This window comes from Natrarchaeobius versutus, from assembly GCF_041205745.1.
Classification (GTDB): Archaea; Halobacteriota; Halobacteria; order Halobacteriales; family Natrialbaceae; genus Natrarchaeobius; species Natrarchaeobius versutus.
The window spans coordinates 786,736-805,402 of record NZ_JBGFCC010000001.1; the positions used below are offsets into that span (position 1 = coordinate 786,736).

At 64.9% G+C, this 18,667-nt stretch carries 19 protein-coding genes and 1 pseudogene; 11 read left to right on the forward strand and 9 right to left on the reverse strand.

Translation table 11 applies throughout. The features are described 5' to 3' along the window. Window positions 1-1,506, reverse strand: a complete 1,506-nt coding sequence (locus tag AB7C87_RS03970) for a DnaJ domain-containing protein (protein ID WP_369728096.1) — start codon at window positions 1,504-1,506, stop codon at window positions 1-3. Between the two features lie 157 nt (window positions 1,507-1,663). Continuing rightward, complete coding sequence (dinB, locus tag AB7C87_RS03975; protein WP_369728097.1) at window positions 1,664-2,941, reverse strand: DNA polymerase IV; 1,278 nt, start codon at window positions 2,939-2,941, stop codon at window positions 1,664-1,666. Between the two features lie 333 nt (window positions 2,942-3,274). Between dinB and AB7C87_RS03980 the strand changes: the two genes are divergently transcribed. After that, entirely contained in the window at window positions 3,275-4,675 is a 1,401-nt protein-coding gene (locus tag AB7C87_RS03980) for a hypothetical protein (protein ID WP_369728098.1), read from the forward strand. Between the two features lie 146 nt (window positions 4,676-4,821). Here AB7C87_RS03980 and AB7C87_RS03985 read toward each other — a convergent pair whose 3' ends face one another. The 4 genes from AB7C87_RS03985 to AB7C87_RS04000 form a co-directional block, all read right to left on the reverse strand. Next, window positions 4,822-5,151 (reverse strand): transcription factor S, encoded by a 330-nt coding sequence (locus AB7C87_RS03985; protein ID WP_369728099.1) that lies wholly within the window; start codon window positions 5,149-5,151, stop codon window positions 4,822-4,824. A gap of 118 nt (window positions 5,152-5,269) precedes the next feature. Beyond that, on the reverse strand, window positions 5,270-5,692 hold the full coding sequence (locus AB7C87_RS03990) for a DUF8135 domain-containing protein (RefSeq protein WP_369728100.1): 423 nt from the start codon (window positions 5,690-5,692) through the stop codon (window positions 5,270-5,272). After that, window positions 5,689-6,537: a hypothetical protein gene (locus AB7C87_RS03995; protein WP_369728101.1), complete on the reverse strand. Its 849-nt coding sequence runs from the start codon at window positions 6,535-6,537 to the stop codon at window positions 5,689-5,691. Before AB7C87_RS03995 ends, AB7C87_RS03990 begins: the two co-directional genes overlap by 4 nt. Window positions 6,538-6,619: 82 nt before the next feature. Continuing rightward, the gene (locus tag AB7C87_RS04000; protein WP_369728102.1) at window positions 6,620-7,456 is read right to left on the reverse strand and encodes an RAD55 family ATPase; all 837 of its coding nucleotides are present in this window, start codon (window positions 7,454-7,456) and stop codon (window positions 6,620-6,622) included. A gap of 228 nt (window positions 7,457-7,684) precedes the next feature. Between AB7C87_RS04000 and AB7C87_RS04005 the strand changes: the two genes are divergently transcribed. Continuing rightward, window positions 7,685-8,584, forward strand: coding sequence for a polysaccharide deacetylase family protein (locus AB7C87_RS04005; RefSeq protein WP_369728103.1), 900 nt, complete (start codon window positions 7,685-7,687; stop codon window positions 8,582-8,584). Between the two features lie 89 nt (window positions 8,585-8,673). Here the strand turns inward: AB7C87_RS04005 and AB7C87_RS04010 are convergent. Further along, window positions 8,674-9,078 (reverse strand): annotated as a pseudogene (locus tag AB7C87_RS04010) (hypothetical protein); the annotation flags it as partial. 148 nt (window positions 9,079-9,226) lie between these two features. On the opposite strand from AB7C87_RS04010, the gene dnaJ reads away from it, so the two are divergent. The 9 genes from dnaJ to AB7C87_RS04055 all read left to right on the forward strand — a co-directional run bounded on the left by dnaJ (window position 9,227) and on the right by AB7C87_RS04055 (window position 17,141). Next, window positions 9,227-10,381 (forward strand): molecular chaperone DnaJ, encoded by a 1,155-nt coding sequence (gene dnaJ / locus AB7C87_RS04015; protein WP_369728104.1) that lies wholly within the window; start codon window positions 9,227-9,229, stop codon window positions 10,379-10,381. 265 nt (window positions 10,382-10,646) lie between these two features. Next, entirely contained in the window at window positions 10,647-11,240 is a 594-nt protein-coding gene (locus tag AB7C87_RS04020; RefSeq protein WP_369728105.1) for a DJ-1/PfpI family protein, read from the forward strand. Window positions 11,241-11,490: 250 nt separating this feature from the next. Next, a complete protein-coding gene (locus tag AB7C87_RS04025; protein WP_369728106.1) occupies window positions 11,491-12,267 on the forward strand; it encodes a hypothetical protein in 777 nt (258 codons plus the stop codon). A 183-nt stretch (window positions 12,268-12,450) separates the two neighbouring features. Continuing rightward, window positions 12,451-13,035, forward strand: a complete 585-nt coding sequence (locus AB7C87_RS04030) for an NAD(P)/FAD-dependent oxidoreductase (protein WP_369728107.1) — start codon at window positions 12,451-12,453, stop codon at window positions 13,033-13,035. Between the two features lie 189 nt (window positions 13,036-13,224). After that, the gene (locus AB7C87_RS04035; RefSeq protein ID WP_369728108.1) at window positions 13,225-13,890 is read left to right on the forward strand and encodes an HAD family hydrolase; all 666 of its coding nucleotides are present in this window, start codon (window positions 13,225-13,227) and stop codon (window positions 13,888-13,890) included. A 134-nt stretch (window positions 13,891-14,024) separates the two neighbouring features. Further along, a complete protein-coding gene (locus tag AB7C87_RS04040) occupies window positions 14,025-14,405 on the forward strand; it encodes a sensory rhodopsin transducer (protein ID WP_369728109.1) in 381 nt (126 codons plus the stop codon). After that, the gene (locus AB7C87_RS04045) at window positions 14,402-15,658 is read left to right on the forward strand and encodes a D-arabinono-1,4-lactone oxidase (protein WP_369728110.1); all 1,257 of its coding nucleotides are present in this window, start codon (window positions 14,402-14,404) and stop codon (window positions 15,656-15,658) included. Before AB7C87_RS04040 ends, AB7C87_RS04045 begins: the two co-directional genes overlap by 4 nt. Then, window positions 15,651-16,094, forward strand: coding sequence for a sensory rhodopsin transducer (locus AB7C87_RS04050; RefSeq protein WP_369728111.1), 444 nt, complete (start codon window positions 15,651-15,653; stop codon window positions 16,092-16,094). Before AB7C87_RS04045 ends, AB7C87_RS04050 begins: the two co-directional genes overlap by 8 nt. A 126-nt stretch (window positions 16,095-16,220) precedes the next feature. After that, entirely contained in the window at window positions 16,221-17,141 is a 921-nt protein-coding gene (locus AB7C87_RS04055) for a DUF7983 family protein (RefSeq protein ID WP_369728112.1), read from the forward strand. A gap of 134 nt (window positions 17,142-17,275) precedes the next feature. Here AB7C87_RS04055 and AB7C87_RS04060 read toward each other — a convergent pair whose 3' ends face one another. Both AB7C87_RS04060 and AB7C87_RS04065 read right to left on the reverse strand, forming a co-directional pair. Then, window positions 17,276-18,508, reverse strand: a complete 1,233-nt coding sequence (locus tag AB7C87_RS04060; protein WP_369728113.1) for an RNA-guided endonuclease InsQ/TnpB family protein — start codon at window positions 18,506-18,508, stop codon at window positions 17,276-17,278. A gap of 3 nt (window positions 18,509-18,511) precedes the next feature. Continuing rightward, a complete protein-coding gene (locus tag AB7C87_RS04065; RefSeq protein ID WP_369728114.1) occupies window positions 18,512-18,661 on the reverse strand; it encodes a DUF2080 family transposase-associated protein in 150 nt (49 codons plus the stop codon). Between the last annotated feature and the right edge of the window lie 6 nt (window positions 18,662-18,667).

An 18,667-nucleotide genomic window follows, 5' to 3' on the forward strand; every position in this document is an offset into this window, starting at 1 on the left:
TCAGCGGTCGAAGTGCTTTCTGACGGTCGCCCGAAGCGGCAATCCGAGCGCGCCGACGAGTGGGAGCACGACGAACGCGACCAGTTCGATCGGGAGCGTCTCGTAACCGGCCGCGGACGTGGCAAACCCGCCCGCGGGGGCGAGAACCGGGAGAATGTACAGGTACGACGGCGTCCAGCCCGGCCCGCGCCTCGTGTGATAGACGACGACGCCGAACAGGAACGGCATGAGGATCGTCCCCGCCAGTAACGGACCGCCGATCAGCCCCGTCGAAACGGCGAGTGCGACGGAGACGAGTATCGTCTCGTCCATCGAGATCGGTGCCCAGAGGCGCTCGCGGCGGATCGGTCGCGTCAGAACGACCGCCGCGACGGCGGCGACGACGACGCCGGCGAGTGCGAGATACCACTGGGAAGACGCGAGCGCAGGTGCGACGGGTTCGACCGTCACGACGAACGAAAGCGGCGTCTCGAGTCCGTATCGCCCGCTCGAGAGGACGGTCCAGAGGCCGCCGGCGCTCGCGCCGGCGGCGGCGAGTTCGTGGCGGAGACTTCCCACGGCGGACTCGTTGGCCAGCGCGAACTGTCCGAGCCCGGCCGCGTAAACGAGCACCGAGAGCCAGATCAACGGGAGGGCGAAGTTCTGCCGGCGCCACCAACGGACGACGGGGTTCGCGGTCGTCGACGTCGAATCGGCGCTCGCGCCGCCAGCGTCGCGACTGGAACGAGACGCTCGTCGACCGGTCCTGGAACCACCGGTGCGGTGACTCCGCGTCGTTCCCCCGTCGGTCGAACTGACGCCGCGTCCGGACGCCTCCGACCCGCCAGATTCGGCCGTCCCCGTCTCAGCGGTATCGGCTGTCCCCGCTCCACCAGTGTCGGCCGCTTTCGCTCCCTCGGCGTCGGTCGTTTTCCGTGCTCCGGTGCTCGCCGTTTTTCGTCCACCGCTGTCGGTCGTTTTCGCTCCCTCGGTGTCGGCCGCCTCCGCCGACGCGCTGTCGCCTCCGGATCCGACGCCCGACTGACCCGCTGACGGACCGGATCGCGACCGCGACGTCCCAGTGGAGTCGGAGGCCGACTCCGAATCGGCACTCGAGGAGGCGCCGGTCCCGGCCGAGTCACTCGAGGTGGTTCCGGTCGTCCGCCCGCCATCGCCGGGGCCGTCGTCGGTCTGCGCTCGCCGCTCATCGGAGCCATCACCTTCCTCTTCGTCCTCTTCCGTGTCGGTCGACGAGGAGTCGGTATCCGCCCAGACGTCGGGCGAGGGAATCCCGCTCGTTCGCTTCGCGACGTACGTCTCGTGTCCCAATCGGTCGTAGGCTCGCCGCTCGACCGGATCGCCGAGGATGTCGTTGGCCTTCTTGACCGCGGTAAACTGCGAGCGAGCCCGGTCGTCGTCGTTGACGTCCGGGTGATAGATTCTGACCTTCTCGCGGTAGGCATCCTTGATCTCCTCGGCGGAAGCGTCGGGAGGAATCTCGAGAAGATCGTAGAAGTCTGCTGTCATGACGGATCGGGAACCTCAGTCTACTCCTGAATTATAAGCGAGGGGTTATAATTTCGATGTTCTGTCGGACGCCGTCGGCGAGCGACGTGACGGATCGACAATCGTTTTCTCTCGAGCCGTGGTGGGTCGGTCGATCACCGACCGCGAACGTCCGAACTCACGAGAAGTCGGTCAGCGACGACTGCCCGTCGGTCGTCGGTCGCGTCGGCCCTCCGTCGTCAGATCCGGACTCCTCGGACTCCGGTTCGCTCGTCGTCTGCTCCGTCGACGTCACCTCCCAGCCCTCGAGGCTTGCCTGATCAGTCGCGGCAAACTCGAGGTTCGAAACCCTGACGCCGAGTTTTCTGACGGGGTCGGACTCGAACTCCGCGAACAGTTGCCGCGCGATTCGATCGACCAGGTCGGGGTCGTCGACCGGTCCGGGGAGCGAACGCTCGCGCGTGTTGACGTCGTACGGCGGGAGGACCGCCTTGACGCCGACGGTCCGGTAGAGCGCTCCCTCGCGGCGTGCGCGGTCGGCGACGGCCGAGGCGAGCGTCTCGATCTGTTCGTACTTGGGATCCGGCTCCCTGACGGGGTCTGCGAACGCGGATTCCCGCGAGAAACTCTTTGGCTCGTCCTTGGGTTCGACCCGGCGGTCGTCTTCGCCGCGGGCGCGGTCGTACAGTTCGCGGCCGCGCTCGCCGAAGCGGTCGGCCAGCGGACCGGGATCCGTCGCCGCGACGTCACCCGCCGTCTCGAGGCCCATCTCGCGGAGTTCTCGCGCCGTCACGGGGCCGACGCCGTGGAGTAGGTCGACCTCGAGAGGGGCGAGGAACTCCCGAATCTCGCCGGGTCGGACGACGGTGAGCCCGTCGGGTTTGTCGAAATCGCTCGCGATCTTGGCCGCGCTCATCGTCGGCGCGACGCCGACGCTTACGGTGACGCCGACCTCCCGACGGATCCGGTCTTTGACGTGGCGGGCGAAGCCGTCGGCGACCTCCCACGCCGTCCGATCGGTGACGTCGAGGTACGCCTCGTCGATGCTCACCTCGCGGACGACGTCCGCACAGTCGTGGAGAATCTCGCGAACGTCAGCGGCGACCGACTCGTAATAGTCCATATCTACCGGACGATAGTAGCCGGTCTCTGACCGCTCGAGATCCCGGTCGTCGTCGCGCTCGAGGGTCGCGCGCCGGGGGAGGCGCTCGAGGGCGGTCGAGATCGCCTGTGCGCTCTCGACGCCGAACGCCCGGGCTTCGTAGCTCGCGGTCGCGACGGCGCCGATCGAGTCGCCGGGTTCGTACCCCATGCCGACGACGACGGGTTCCCCGCGGAGGTCGGGTTCGCGCAGTCGCTCACAGGAGGCGTAAAAACAGTCGGCGTCGACGTGACAGACGATCCGGTCAACGCTCTCGGAGCGCTCGATCCCGGGCAACTGCGGGTCGTTCGCCATCGTCTCGAGTCGATTGGGCCGACGCGCTGTTGAACGTTGCGTCCGATCGTTCGCCGTCGCCGATCGGCTGTCGTCTCTGAGACGGTTTACTGTACGTCATTTCCGGCACAACCGCGGCCCGTACGGCGGTTGCGCGGTACATCGGTACAGCAATCCGTACGGAGCCTATCGGTTCTCGTTCGAGCCGACACGCGGTCCACAGGTAACGAATTCGGGTGACGAACTGATCGCGGACCGCCCGCAACCGAACCGACGTGTCGAGACAGCAATCCGGCCGACGAACAGTAGGCCGGACGAACAACATTTATTACTGATTCGTTACTTCGAGAAGATATGGGTGAGTTACTGGAGACGGACGGGCTACGGCGGCGGGCGTTCCTGGTCGGATCGAGTGGTGCCGTCGCGGGATTAGCTGGGTGTCTCAGCGATCGACTCGATCAGGGTGACGGCGGCGGTAACGGCGGCGGTAACGGTGGCGGAAACGGCGACGACGACGACGCGGAAGAAGAAGAGGAGATGGCGGAGGCCGACGATCTCGAGCCGCCCGAACCCGACTTCGTCGTCGGCTCGAGTGCCGAGGCGGACTACGAGACGTTACAGGACGCCTACGACTCGCTCGACTCCGGCGACGTCATCGGCATCGAGTCGGGGAAGTACACGTTCCAGCCGGAGGTCGAGTACGCGGACGTCGAGGGCGAGTTCCTGACCAAGACCTACACCTACGTCGGGGTGTCCGACGAGGATACGGTGATCGAGATCCTCATGCCGGAGGCCGAATCGTTCACCGTCCGCGGAACGCTTCACTTCCTGTTGGGCGACGGCCCGCCGGGATTCTGGAACGCGACTCTCGAGATTCCCGACGAGATCGAGTACTCGCGTTTGCTCGAGTACGACGAGTACGACGAGGACGTCGATGACGAGTACGAAGACGAGGCGAAAGAGGCATACGAGGAGTCACAGATCGATGCGAACTACTGCACCGTCAACGGATCGCTCGGCGGTCCGACGACCGCTCACGAGAGCGTCTTCAACGACGAACTCGTCCACGAACTGTCGGCCACCGACTGCCGGTTCTACGACGACGTCCGCGGACCCTCTATCAGGGCCCAGAACTGTCGATTCTACAACGATCTCCGGAGCAACTCCGGCTGGGTCGTCAGCAGTACGGTCGAGGGGACGGTGGGCCTGAACAACATGCTTTTGCGCGGGTGTGAGGTGAGCCAGGGCGTCAACGTCACCGGAAGCGGCGACGTCGAGAACTGCGTCGTCAACTCGAAGCCTGACTCGAACCTGGCGATCGACATCAGAAGCGAGTACTCGGCGACCGTCACCGAGTCTGAGATCAACGGCTCGGTTCGATCGAACGAGGACGGCGCCTTCATCGACCGGTTCGAACTCAACCGGTTCGAGTCGTCCTCGACGTACATCATCGACGGCGCACCGGCAACCGAGATCTTCCTGAACGTCTTCGAGGGCGGCGACGTTCGAATCACGACCGACACCGGCGATCTGAACTCCTTCCCCGCCGAAGAACTCACCATGTACGACCCCGAGCGCCAACTGGGCAACTACTACGCCGAGTGGGATGGTGTCGACGAGGCCGACGAGGGCGTTCTCGAGACGCGGACGCTTCCCGGCGAGGACGGGGAGATGGACCGATTCCCGCTCGCGAACGACGATATCGAGGCCTACGTCGCGGCCATCGAGGAAGAAGAGGAAGAAGACGACGACTGAGACGGTCTGTTACGACTAATAGGACGACTGTACGATTTGCCGGAAACACCACAGACGAGCCGTGATTTCGGCAGTAGGGGTTTACAGTAGACCGTCTGATCTACAGGAGAACGTGTGCGGTCTTCGGACGACGGTCAGGAGCTCGATCAGTTGTACTCGCGCCAGCGGTAGCCACACTCGGTACACTTGAAAAATCGCGTCGGCGGTTCGTCGGCCGATGCCGTCTGTTTGATCGTATACCACGCCTCCTCGGTTCCACACTCGTCACAGATAACGTCCGTCGCTTTCGGCTTCCCCTCGAAGTTGGCCTCCTCGTCCGCTTCGATCACGTCGTCGTGAATCTGGGATTCCGTCGTCACGAACTCGTTTTCGAGCGCCTGATCCCGCTCGCTCGAGGCGTCGCAATCGTCGTTCGTACACACCATGCGCTCTCCGCGGGCTTTCATCATCGAGCCACAGTCGTCACAAAACTGCATACGCGTTCGATACTATCGTCGGAAACAAAAGCACTCCCGTCGCGGCCGGCTCCATCGTGTTGCCAGCACCCCGTTCGTTCGAGCCTGGTCTCCCGAGCGTCGTCTCGCTACCGTCGTCTCACCGACTCGAGACGTCACCGCCTCGTTCGAGGCGTTCGTTTTCGCGGACGATCGGACAATCGACGATCCGGAACGTCTCGACCGACGGCATTCCGAGGATGTCGGCCTCCTCGTGTCCACAGCCGACCGCTGGCGGCTGATCGAAGTGGTCACACTGGTGACAGTAGGCGTGTTTGTCGACGACCCGAACGTCTCGGCCGGAATCGGACGCCGCCCCGCTCACGCCCTCCTCGAGCCGTCGCCAGAGTCGGTCGCCGTCGATCCCAGAGACGTCTTCGCGCGCGAATAGGTCGTCGAACTCGGCGCTGGAATCTGCGTCTACGTCACCGTCGAACTTGGCCCCAGAGTCGGTATCGTGTTCACTCGAGCGCTCCGAGACGGTCGCGGCGAGATCGGAAAGCGGGTCGTCGCGATCGGTCATGAGTGATCGGACGGGGTCGGGTTCCCCTTGTCGCTTGGCGCCGGTTGTTCCGAGTCTCCGGATTCGGTGACCGAGTCCGCCGATTCGTCGGACGGCTGGTCGTCGGGAGCCGAGCGTTTCGATGCCGGATCGCCCACGACCAGCCTGTCGGATCCGAACACCGAACTGTTCTCGGCGACGTCCGCGATCGGGCTCTCACAGTGAGGGCACTCGCGGGCGTTCAACAGGGCGATATCGACGCTCGAGTCGCAGTCTTCACAGGTCGCGGTTCGGATCCCCAGACGGTTCGCCCGCACCCGAAGGCGCTCGAGCCCATCCGTATGGCGGTTTCCGTCGGATCGGTCGCGCACCGCCGCGAGAGTTCGTGCGAGAACGGTCGAGCGCTCTTCGAGATCGTCGGTTCGCCCGAGTAGATGTTCGAGAACCTGCTCGAAGTTGTCGAATCCCGTCTCGAGACGGTACTCGAGTTCGTCGAGATCGTCGTGAAGATCGCCGATCTCCTCGTCCGTGACGTGTGAGTCGTGTTCGTGATCCGCCGGCGCTTTGTCGTCGGTCTCGCGTTTGACCTGGACGACGCGCGATCTGACGTCCTCGAGGAGTTCCGTAAACTCCGCTCGCTGGGCATCGAGCTGTCCCTCGAACTCCTCGAGGTCGGTCTGAGAGACCGGGGAGACGTCGGTTTCGTCGCCGGCGTCGGTGGCGACGACGTGTGCGGCCGCCATCAACCGGCGACAGACCTCCGCGCGGGTCTCGTCTCGTCGGCGAGCTTCGGCGGTGAGCCAGTCGTCGACCTCGCCCGGAACGGTAAACGAGACGGCGCCGTGTTCGTGGTTCTCGCCGGCCATACGTTCCGATTACGGCGGATCGACTGATAAGGATTGTTGCCGATTCGAGCGACGGCCCGACGGCACACGCGCTCGCGGCCGATCACCGTATCTTTCTGACGGTGCTGATATCGAAGCCGGCGTCGTGAGTTTCGGTTTCGAACCGAGCCACGTTCTCGTCTTCGAGTCGCGAGAGCACGCTCCGGAACTGTTCGACGACGAGCGTCCGTGCGCGCTCTGAGCCCCCGCTCTCCCACTCGAAACGAAGCGTCCCGTCTGTGGCCTCTTTCAGCCGGCCGAGCTGTGTCGGCGCGAGCGTATCGGCGTTGACGAGCAACAGGAGTACGCCGTTCCACCGGTGAGAGGCTCGAGCCAGTCCCTTCACCGCAACTACTAGCTCTTCCCAGCCGAGCTGGTCGTCGACGGAGACGACGAGGTCGGTAATCGAGTCGACGACGACGAGGTTTCCCGACGCGTGAGCGGTCAGATAGTCGCCAAACGCCTCGAAGACGTTGCTGTCGCCGGTGTACTCCCCGAGGTCGGTGAGGTCTGCCGGCCGGTCGGTGTACCACTCGGTCGGAACCGGCGTCAGCTGAAAGTACTCCCGCGCCAGGTCGACGAACTCGACGTCGGCCATCCCTTCGGTGACGATCTCGTCGTCGATCACGACCGACATCTCGTCGACGACCGCTTCCCGACTGTCGGTAAAGGAGACGTAGTGGACTTCTTCCGGAGCCATCGTCCCCGGCTCGAGGTCGCCGTAATGGAGGTCGAACAGCTCGGAGTCGGCGGCTGCGAGCCCGTTGATCACCGCGCTGGTGTAACAAAACTCTCGGGCGCCCGCACCGGAGTCCCCCGCGAGCAAGACGACGCTCCCGGTCGGCGCACCCCCGCCGATCAGCCGGTCGAGCCGCGAGATACCAAGCGGGATCCGCTCCATACCACTCGGTTCGGAGCGAACCGCTTACCTGTTGTGGCAGGTCGGCACAACTTCGACTGGTCGACTGTTGTGGCAGGTCGGCGCAACTTCGACTGGTCGACTGTTGTGGCAGGTCGGCGCCACTGCGACTGTCCGAGTGACCGATCGTGCGACCGTTTCGTCGCTCCCAGTGAACGTCTCTCCGAACGCGACAATGCTCTTTAGTGCTCGTCGATGTCGGGACCACGCATGGGTGATATTGACGTTGCGATCGGCGTCGACGCGGACTGCGTCGCCGGCTGGCTCGGATCGTACGGCGGAGAGGACTCCCGAGCGGACCTCTCGCGGGGGCTCTCCGCAGGAAGCGAGGGCATTCCGCGAATGCTCACGCTGTTCGACGAGATGGACGTCGACACGTCGTGGTACGTCCCCGGTCACACGATCGAGACGTTCCCCGAGGAGGTCGAGGCCATCGCGGCGGACGGACACGAACTCGGCGTCCACGGTTACACCCACGAGAACCCGACGGACCTCTCACGGGATCAGGAGGACGCGATCCTCGAGGCGTCGATCGACCTGATCGAGGACGTGACCGGGTCGGAGCCGGTCGGCCACCGGGCTAGCTGGTGGGAGTTCAGCGAGAACACCGCCGACCTGGTCGAAAAACACGGGTTTCTGTACGACAGCAGTCTCATGGAACGCCAGTTCGAGCCGGGCTGGATGCGCAACGGCGATAGCTGGGAAAAGATCGACTACGACAAGGATCCCGAGACGTGGATGGAGCCCTACCAGTACGGCGATGAGACCGACGTCGTCGAGATTCCTATCAGCTGGTACAGAGACGACATCCCGCCGATGCTCTTTATCAAACAGCCGATCTACCACGCAGGGTACACAGATCCCGAGATGATGTACGAACAGTACTACAAACGACAGTTCGACTTCCTCTACGAGAGACGCGGTGCGGGGGTGTATACGTTCACGATACATCCGGACATCCACGGCCTCCCCCACATGATCCCCCTGTTCGAGGAGTTCATCCGATACGTCAAGAGCCACGAACGGGCACAGTTTCTCACCCTCGAGGAGGTCGCCCGAAAGTTCGAGGACGACCCGTCGATCTACGAGAGCGAGGGTGCGTACGTCTAGCCGTCCCCGTTCGCGACTGATTCTTCGCCACCGGGGCCCCGTCCACTGGCGTTCGATTCCACGTGACGGGGGCCGTTATCAGCCGATTCCTCGAGCGCCCCGGCGTCGTCCAGCCAGGCGTCGACGATCGCCGTGTGGACCGTCCGAAGGTCGGCGTCCTGGATCGTGCCCGCCGCCTCGAACAGTTCGCGGGCGGTCGCGACGGTTTCGGGTTCGGCCGCCAGGTGGGTGAGGACGAACGCGTCGGGATCGACCGCCCTCGCCGCGTCGAAGTTGGCGGCGTCGTAAAGCGGTGCGAACTCGGCGACGACCTCGGAGACGAGCGCGTCGGTCGCGTCCGCGCCCGGATCGCCCACCGGAACGCCGGACGCCGCGGGGTCGAAGTACTCCTCGAGGGAGACGACGCCGGCCCGTTCGTACAGGTGGTCCCCGAGGCGGTCGCAGACGGGCCTCGAGACGTAGAGGCCGACGAGCGTGTACCGATCTTCGGTCATGCGTGACGATTGGGGCCACATCCCCTCAAACGTACGGTGTTTCTTTCACCGGATCCGTTGCTGGGAGATTGCGCCACGCCCCGTCGAACCGGGGTTCGCTCGGGAACGGTCGTTTGAAGTGGATCAACCGATTACCGTGTGACAACGAATGAGCGAGGATTTCTACGACGTTCTCGGCGTGAGCTCCGACGCCTCCGCCGAGGAGATCAAACAGGCCTACCGGGAGAAGGCGACGGAGTACCATCCGGACGTCAGCGACGATCCGGACGCCGAGGAGAAGTTCAAGAAGATCCAGAAAGCGAAACAGGTCCTGACCGACGAGGAGAAACGCCAAGCCTACGATCGGATGGGCCACGACCGCTACGAGCAGGCCGAAAAGCACGGCTACGACGCCGGAGCGGGCGGCGCCGGCGGCATGGGTGGCGACCCGTTCGGCGGGATGGGTGGTGGCGGCATGGGCGGCGGTCTCGGCGACATCTTCGAGCAAGTCTTCGGCGGCGGCGGTCGCGGACGCCGACGCCCGCGAAAGGGCCAGGACCTCCGGACCGGCCTCGAGATCACCCTCGAGGAAGCGTTCGACGGCGCGGAAAAGCAGTTCACGATCGAACGACCGGAAATCTGCGAGGCGTGTGACGGCGAGGGCCACCCGCCGGAGGCCGACGCGAGGACCTGTCCCGAGTGTCAGGGCCGTGGCCAGGTGACCCAGGTCCAGCAGACGCCACTCGGTCGTGTCCAACAGACCACGACGTGTCCCCGCTGTGAGGGAGAGGGGAAACTGTACTCCGAGACCTGTAGCGAGTGTCACGGCGAGGGCTACGTCCGCAACGAGGCGACGCTGACCGTCGAAATCCCACCCGGCATCCAGGACGGCCAGACGCTCCGAATGGAAGGCGAGGGTGCACCAAGCCCCGAGGGCGGGCGCCACGGCGACCTCCTCATCGACGTCGCGATCCGCGACCACGAGGAGTTCGAACGCGAGGGTGACGACCTGCGCTTCCGGCTTCCGATCTCGTTCCCACAGGCAACGTTCGGGGACGACGTCGAGGTGCCGACGCTCGACGGCGCGGCGGAGTTCGAGATTCCGCGTGGTACTCAAAGCGGCGAGGTCTTCCGCCTCGAGGGGAAGGGCATGCCCCGCCTGCGCGGGCGCGGTCAGGGCGACCTCTTCGTACAGGTCCAGATCGTCACGCCCCAGTCGCTCAACGACGAGCAACAGGAGGCGCTCGAGGCGTTCGCCGAAGCCGGCGGCGACGAGATCGAGGTCAAAGAGGGGTTCTTCGAGAAGATCAAGCGAGCGTTCTGAGCGGCGGGCCTCCTCACTCTCGTCTGTGCTCGTCGATCCGATCGAGGCGACTCTGTGCGGTCGTCGACACCGAATTTCAGGTTCTCGCACTCTCGTTTCCGGGCGCCGTCGTGATCACTGGGCGCCGTCGTGGTCCGAACCCCTCACATGCGCACCCACGAGACGGTCGTCTGGGGCCGAGGTGTGTGAATCTCTCGGGGATCGAATCCTGTGAACCGGGATACAATTAAGTCCGTCCTCGTTGAGCGAACCCGTGGTGTTTCCGATGGCAGAACAACAGATCCTGCTCCTCGCGGGCGATTACGTCGAAGACTACGAGGTCATGGTACCGTTTCAGGCGCTCGAGATGATCGGACACGACGTCCACGCGGTGTGTCCCGAAAAGGAAGCCGGCGACGTCTGTCCGACGGCGATCCACGACTTCGAGGGCGATCAGACCTACACCGAAAAGCCGGGTCACAACTTCGAACTGACCCACGACTTCGACGCGGTCGACCCGGCGGAGTACGACGCGCTCGTTATTCCCGGCGGGCGCGCCCCGGAGTATCTCCGAACGTACGACGACGTCCTCGAGATCGTTCAACACTTCTTCGAGGCCGAGAAACCCGTCGCGGCGCTGTGTCACGGCGTTCAGTTGCTCGCCGCCGCGGACGTCCTCGAGGGCCGAACCTGTACCGGCTACCCGGCACTCGAGACCGACGTTCGCCTCGGCGGTGCGGAGTGGGCCGACGGCGTCACCCGCGACGAAACCCTCGTGACGGGACAGGCCTGGCCCGACCACCCCGAGTGGCTCGCCGAGTTCCTCGAGGTGCTCGGGACGAACATCGATCACGCCGAACCGGCCGCCGCGGACGATTGAGACAGTCCGACGCGGACGATTGGGACGACCCATCGTGGATCGAGACAATCCGTCGTGGGTCGAGACAGCCCGTCACGTTTTGTTACTGATGGGATCCCGGGTCACGGTCGCACCCGACTGACTGACAGCAGACCGTACGACGGCGAAACCCGAGGCGAGTGACGCGCGGTACCCGACGTGCGACGGGTTTTCACCGGTCCACGCCGACTCGAGTCGGCGTGTTTTTTGTTCCGCGAGACCACCTCGAGGTATGACCGTCGCGACAGTCGACGACCTGCTCGCCCGCGAACGCCGCGACGACCGCACGGCGCTGATCGACGCGACGGGCCGGTCGTTCGACGTCCACTGGCTCTGTACGACATCCTGGAAGGCCGGTAACTTCCTGCGACACGCCGGCGTCCGCGAGGGCGTCACCGTCGGCGTCGTCGGCGAGGGCCCGCTCGCGCTGTTGGCCTTCCTCGGGACGACGTTACTCGAGGGCCGGACCCGGTTCGATCCTCCCGCGGATCTCGCGGGGGACGACGAGTTCCGGGCCCTCGTCGCACCCGTAGAGGACATCGAGTCCGGCCGATACGACCTTCCGCGGGGCGCTCAGCGTGTCGGCTACGGTGACTCCCCCGACGAGCCGGGAGTCCACCATTTCGACGCCGGGCTCTGGAGCGAGAACCCCTCCTTCCCGCCGCTGTCGATCGATCCCGATACCGAGATCCTGACCGACGGCGACCGAACCGTGAGCCACGGCGACGTCCTCGAGGCCGCACGCGCGGTCGTCGATGAGGTGGGCCTCGAGACGGGTGACCGAGTCGTGATTCGGGAATCGCTCACGGATCCGCGCGTCGTCACGGCGGGCGTGATCGCGCCGCTTCTCGCCGACGGCGTGGTCGTCCTGACCGGCACCGACGGTCCTTCCGCCGGGAGCGCGAGCTGTTCGGGCGACGTCGAGGGCGAACCGCGGGGCGAGTACGTCGTCTCGAGCGCGACGGACACCCAGACGGGGTCGATCGATCCGGTCGAGGTTTCGTTCTGAGCGTTGCCGGCGCCCACTGTATCGTGACGTCCGGCGCGCACTGAATCGTGACACCCAACACCCACTGTATTGTGACGTCCAACGCCCACTGGCTGGTGGCGGGTAGCCGGCGGTTTCGAACGTGAACTTTCGCGACCGCGTCGGTGGCGAACGTTTATCTCGGCCGTCGTGGACGTCCACGCCATGCCTGACGTAGCGATCGTCGGCGGCGGTCCTGCGGGTCTGAGCGCGGCGCTGTTCACCGCGAAAAACGGCCTCGAGACGGTCGTCTTCGACACCGACAAGACGTGGATGCACAAGGCGCACCTGTTCAACTACCCCGGAATACGGAGTATTAGCGGCGACGAGTTCGTGGAACTCACGCGCGGACAGGTCAGCGACAGGGGCGCGGACGTCCGCGTCGGCGAGGAGGTGATCGACGTCGAGCCGACCGACGAGGGCGGCGAGCGCGGCTTCTGGATCGAAACCGACGACGGCGAGTACGACGCGGAGTACCTCGTCCTCGCGACGGGCGCGGACCGATCGATCGCGGAGGACCTCCAGTGCGCGTTCGACGACGACGGCACCGTCGACGTCGACCTCGACATGGAGACGAGCGTCGAGAATCTCTTTGCAACGGGAGCGATGGTCAGAGCCGAGGAGTGGCAGGCCGTCATCGCCGCCGGGGACGGCGGATCGGCGGCGCTTTCGATCCTCAGCACCGAGAAGGGCGAACACTTCCACGACTTCGATACCCCGGCGGACGTCCCGGATCTCGGTTCGGAGTAGTCGCTGTGGGCGCCTCGAGGCGGTCGTTGGCCGACGCAGTGCGATCGCGTCGATGGCGACGTGTCGAGAAATGCCGCCGCTTCGAGGGTACCGCGGGTCGACTCGTCCGGCATCGTGTGACTGTCCACCATCCCAAACGTCTCCGATGAGTGTAACTTTTAGTTCTCGGACGTGTAGGCGTTCACAACGATGCAGTATGACGCGATCCTGTTCGATTTCGACGGCGTTCTCGTCGAGACGCCCTCCTCTCGGCGGATGACCGTCGCCCTCGAGCGAGCGTACGAGAAACTCGGCCGTCGCGGCCCGACCGCCGAGACGTTCCAGGAGATCCTTCGGGGAGACTTCGACTCGATCGCGACTCGCTGTCGCGCCCTCGAGATCGACACGGACGACTTCTGTACGCAGGCCGCCCGAGAACTGGTGGCCGCACAGATCGCCGAAGTCGAGCGGGGGCTTCGATCGGCGTACGACGACGTCGTCGCCGTCCGCTCGCTCGAGCGACCGCTCGGGATCGTCAGCGACAACCACCCGACCGTGATCGCGACGCTACTCGAGCGGTTCGGCCTCGAGTCGCTGTTCGACGCGTTTTACGGCTGTCGGCTGACGCCCGATGGGCTAGCCCGTCGAAAACCCGACCCGCGAAACATCGAAGATGCCATGGACGCCCTCGAGGCGGAGTCGGCGCTGTACGTCGGCGATCGGACGGTCGACGTACAGGCGGCACACAACGCGGGAATCGACGCGGCGTTGCTCTCGCGGGAGGACGCGGCGAAACCGGATGCGGAGCGTCCCACAGAGTGTGAGCCGACGTATCGATTGACGTCGCTCGCAGCGCTTCCGACGATCGTTCGGTGAGCGTGGGTTCTCCGGGTCGCGAGCGTCGCTCGAGGGAATCGATCACGATCCTCTCGAAGCCGACCGTCGAGTGACTTGTATAGACAGGCGAACGCTTCACGCCGGTGTGAGTGGGAGAGCGTTCGTGATCGACCGTGACCGGTAAGACGACCTGGGCCATCCCGGAAGGGTACATTCCCGAGGGGAGCACCGGCCCGGAGCCCGAAATGATCAGCCACGAGACCGTCTGCATCCTCAACACGACCGACGGCGACGCCACTGTCGAGCTTACGGTCTACTTCACCGACCGCGAACCAGCGGGTCCGTACGAGGAGACGGTCCCCGCGGGGCGGACGAAACACGTCCGGTTCAACGACCTCGAGGATCCCGAGGAGATTCCGACCGGGACGCCGTTCGCGAGCGTCGTCGAATCCGACGTTCCCGTCGTCTGTCAGCACACGCGCCTCGACTCGAGACAGGCCGAAAATGCCCTCCTGAGTACGATCGCCTACCCCGGCACCGGTGAGTCGGGATGACCGCGGATTCGGAGGGCGGGGAGTGGTCGAACTGGTCGGGAAGCCTGCGATTTTCGCCCGACGAGATCGCCACGCCCGAAAGCGAGTCGGAACTGCAGGAACTCGTCTCGCGGTCCGCCGAGGTCGGCGAGACGGTCCGCGTCGTCGGCAGCGGCCACTCCTCGACGCCGATCGTCGAGAGCGAGGACGTCCTCGTCAGCCTCGAGGAACTCTCGGGACTGGTCTCACACGACCGGGACGCGACGGAGGCGACGCTCGCGGGCGGGACGACCCTCGAGGAAGCCGGTGAAGAACTCCAGCAGGTCGACCTCGCCTTCCCCAATCTGGGCGACGTGAGCCTGCAGATGGTCGCGGGCGCGTTCGGGACGGGAACGCACGGCTCCGGGACGGCCTACGGGAACCTCGCGGACAGGCTCATCGGCGGTCGGATGGTCACCGCCGACGGAAGCGTTCGGGAGTTCGGCGTCGAGGACGACCCCGAGTTGCTCAGCGCCGCCCGCGTCTCGCTGGGCGCACTCGGCATCTTCACCGAGATGCGTCTGGACCTCCAGACCGCGTACAAACTCGAGCGCCGGGAGTACTGTACTACCGTCGAGGACTGCTGGGAGCACGTCGACGACCTGACCACGGAAAATCGAAACTTCGACTTCTACTGGTACCCCCGCTCGGACGAGGTGAAACTCCGACTGCTCAACGCCCCCGGCGGCGGAACGCCCCACGCCGACCTCGAGTACGCCACGCTCGTCACGCGCGAGACCGACTGGTGGCAGGAGATCATCCCCCAGCACAACGCGCTGGGACGGCTCTACGACGAGATGGAGTACGCCGTCCCCGCCGACGTCGGCACGGAGTGTTTCCTCGAGGTGCGCGATCGAATCCGCGAGGAGTGGCGCGGCGACGTCGGCTGGCGGGTGCTCTTTCGGACCGTCGCCGCCGACGACACCATGCTCTCGAACGAGTACGGCCGCGAGACCGTCACCATCTCGCTGTTGCAAAACGCCGAACTCGAGTTTCGGGACTACTTCGCCGACATCGAGGAAATCTTCCTCGGCTACGACGGTCGACCCCATTGGGGGAAAAAACACAGCTTGCGGGCCGGCGAACTCGCCGAGCGCTACCCCGAGTGGGACCGCTTCCAGGAGATTCGCCGCGAACTGGATCCCGACGGCGTCTTCTTGAACGACTACCTCGAGGCGTTACTCGAGGACGAGTCGATCGATCGCGGCGACTTCCGGAGAGACGACGATGGATGACCGGAGCCGCGAGGACGACGCCGACGAACGGCGGGCCGCGACCGACGGTGGCTCGAGCGAGCCGATCGGCCGCACGGAGTGGACGTTCCCCGGCGGCCACGTCCCCGTCGAGAGCACGGGCTCGGAGCCGGAGATGGTGAGCCACGAGAAGCTGTGCGTACTCAACGCCGGCGGCAAGATGGCCCGCCTCGAGATCACGCTCCACTACGCGGACGGGCGCGAGGCGGGGCCGTACCTGCTCGCGGTCGCCCCCGAGCGGGTTCGTCACGTCAGGATCAACGACCTGATCGACCCCTACGCGCCGCCGCTGGGCCGGGAGTACGGGTTCGCCCTCGAGTCCAACGTCCCGGTCGTCGTCCAGGCGACGCGCCAGGACACTCGGCGGGCAGAAAACGCGACGCTGTCGACGATCGCCTACGGCGACGACGGGCGCTAAGACTACCGCTCGTCGCCGCGTGAAGGTCCCCATTCGTCGCCGCGCAGTAAGGCACCGGTTCGTCGCCGATCGGAATCGGCGAGTGCCTGCCGCCGGTTTTTGCCCTCGAGTGGTGGAAGCCGTCACATGGACCACGAACGCTGGACCGACCTCCGCAGCGCCTGCGAGGAACTCGAGTCGGGAGCGGAACTCGAGACGCCGGTTTCTGGACGACGGTTCGAGCCTATCGATACGAACGACGATCGCATCGTCGTGCGATTCGCCGACAGCGGCGAGGAGCGCCCGCTCTGGCGCGAGCAGTTCGACGTCCTCGTCGATCAACTCGAGGGAAACAGCGTCGCGGTCGAGGACCTCCAGCCCGGTATCGAACCGTACGCCGTGATCGCCACGCTCTCGGGATCGTTCGCCGCGACCGACGACGAAATCGTCGCCGACGACGACGCCGTTGTGGGGGAGAGCCCGTTTCTGGTTTCCGCCGCGGAGGCGCGAACCCCGCCCGAACGCGTCCACGACGACGCGCTGTTGCTCGCCGCGTTCCTCGAGCGGATCGACGACCGGGAGTTCCCGTCGCTCGAGACAGGAACGTTGACCGACCTGTACGTCCTCGCGTCGGACGTCGAGCGAGGCACAGACCGGCTTCGCCGATCCGTTCGAGACCAGTTGCTCGAGCGACTGGGACCGAACCAGGAGCTTCACGGCCGGTACGGCACCGTCCGGCGGACGGTCCGGGAGCGGCGCCGACCGACCGACGACGAGGCGGTGTTCGACGTCCTCGACGAGCGCGACATCCCCCGCGAGTGGGTCCTCGGCGTCGATCCGGAGAAACTCGACGTCGTCGTCTCGGTGACCGACCTCCCCGCCGATGAGGTGTACGACGTCGACGAGAGCGTCTACGTCCAGAAGACCGGCATCGACGAGGACGAGAAGTACTCCCGACTGCAGGGAATCGCCGACCGGATCGACGAACTCGAGGGGGCCGAAGGAACGGCGCTTCGAGCAGAGTTAGACGAGATCGAGGACCGGCTCGAGGAGGCGCTGTCGGCCTGAAAACGAGATAGTTCCGACACCAACACCGGCTTTTCGGATCGCGGGCGTCACGTCGCAGTAGTGACTTCCTCCCCACCCTACTCGCTCACGGCTCGCGCCGTTCGCTCCTTGAGGGTAGCGTGAGACCGACGGTCTCACGGACCATGCGAACGGGCGCTTCGCGCCCGTGAGCAGATGGGGCTTCCTGTTTCCACGACGCGCTTTGCAGGAACCGAACCGGTCCCCGTAGGGAGCGCAGTCTCCGCAGGCGTTGATTCGGGACAGCCCGTCCCTACTTGCTTCAGTCCACGTACCAAGATGTTGTAGGCCGCGTTCCAGTCCCGATCGGCGGTGAACCCGCACGATGGGCAGGAGTGTTCGCGGACCCACAGCGGCTTGTCGGTCTCGACACCGCAGGCCGCGCACTCTTTGGTCGTTCCGGCCGGATCGACAGCAACGAAGTGCGTGCCTTCGCGTTCGCACTTGTATTCGAGCATCCGCAGAAACGTTCCCCACGCCGCCCCGGCACGGTTGCGGCTGTTCGACGGGAGTTCCATCAACCCCTTGGCGTCGAGGTCTTCGACGGCCACAAGGTCGTACTCTCGAGCGTAGTGGTTCGAGAGCTTGTGCAAGAAGTCCCGACGTTTCCGTTGCAGATCGGCGTGACGTTTGGCGACGGAACGCTGTTGCTTGCGGTAGTTCGCCGATCCGTGCTCTTTGCGTGAGAGTTTCCGTTGCTCGCGTTCGAGCCGGTCGCGTTCGTCGGACAAGTCGGGGCGTTTGATGGCTGTTCCGTCGGTGTCGTGAGCGTACTTCAGGATACCCACATCGATCCCGACGCACTTCTCGAGCGTATCCGGTTTCGACGGTGCATCGTCTTCGGTTTCGATCCCGAGCACGGCGAACCACTCGCCGGTCGGTTCCTGCTTGACGACGACCTCTTTGATCGTAGCGTCGTCGGGAATGTCGCGGTGGTAGACCATCGGAATATCGCCAATTTTGGAAAGAGAAAGCACAGTACGGCCACTCGTGTTGTTGAGTTCGAAGCCGGTTTGACTGTACTTGATCGAGCGGTATTCCTGCGGGGCCTTCCACTTGAGTTCGCCGACGCGGTATCCGTTGTCCTTCCGCGCTTTCAGCGTCGAGAGATTGTCGTACAAGCGCTGCACGACCTTCTGCAGCACCTTCGAATGGATTTGTTTCAGGTCGGTCCACCAGTCCTTGAGGTCGGGGAGCACCGACTGCTCGGAGTAGGCCGATGTGTCGTCCTTTCGGTTGAGCCGGTGCAGAAAGTGGTTGTAGACCTGTCGGCAGGTATCGACAGTCCACGCTAACCGCTCGTGGAGTTCGTCGGTCGGCTTGAGCCGATACCTGTAGTTGTATCGCATGGTTTACTCGTCTTCGTCGTTTGGATCGGTCACGCGGACGACTTTGACAGTGGCACCTCGCCATCGCTTGGGAACGAGTACGTGAGCACCGTTTCCGGTTGGTTTGACTTCGGCTTCGTGGACTTCGTGTCCTTCGACCTCGTACCGATCCATTACCAA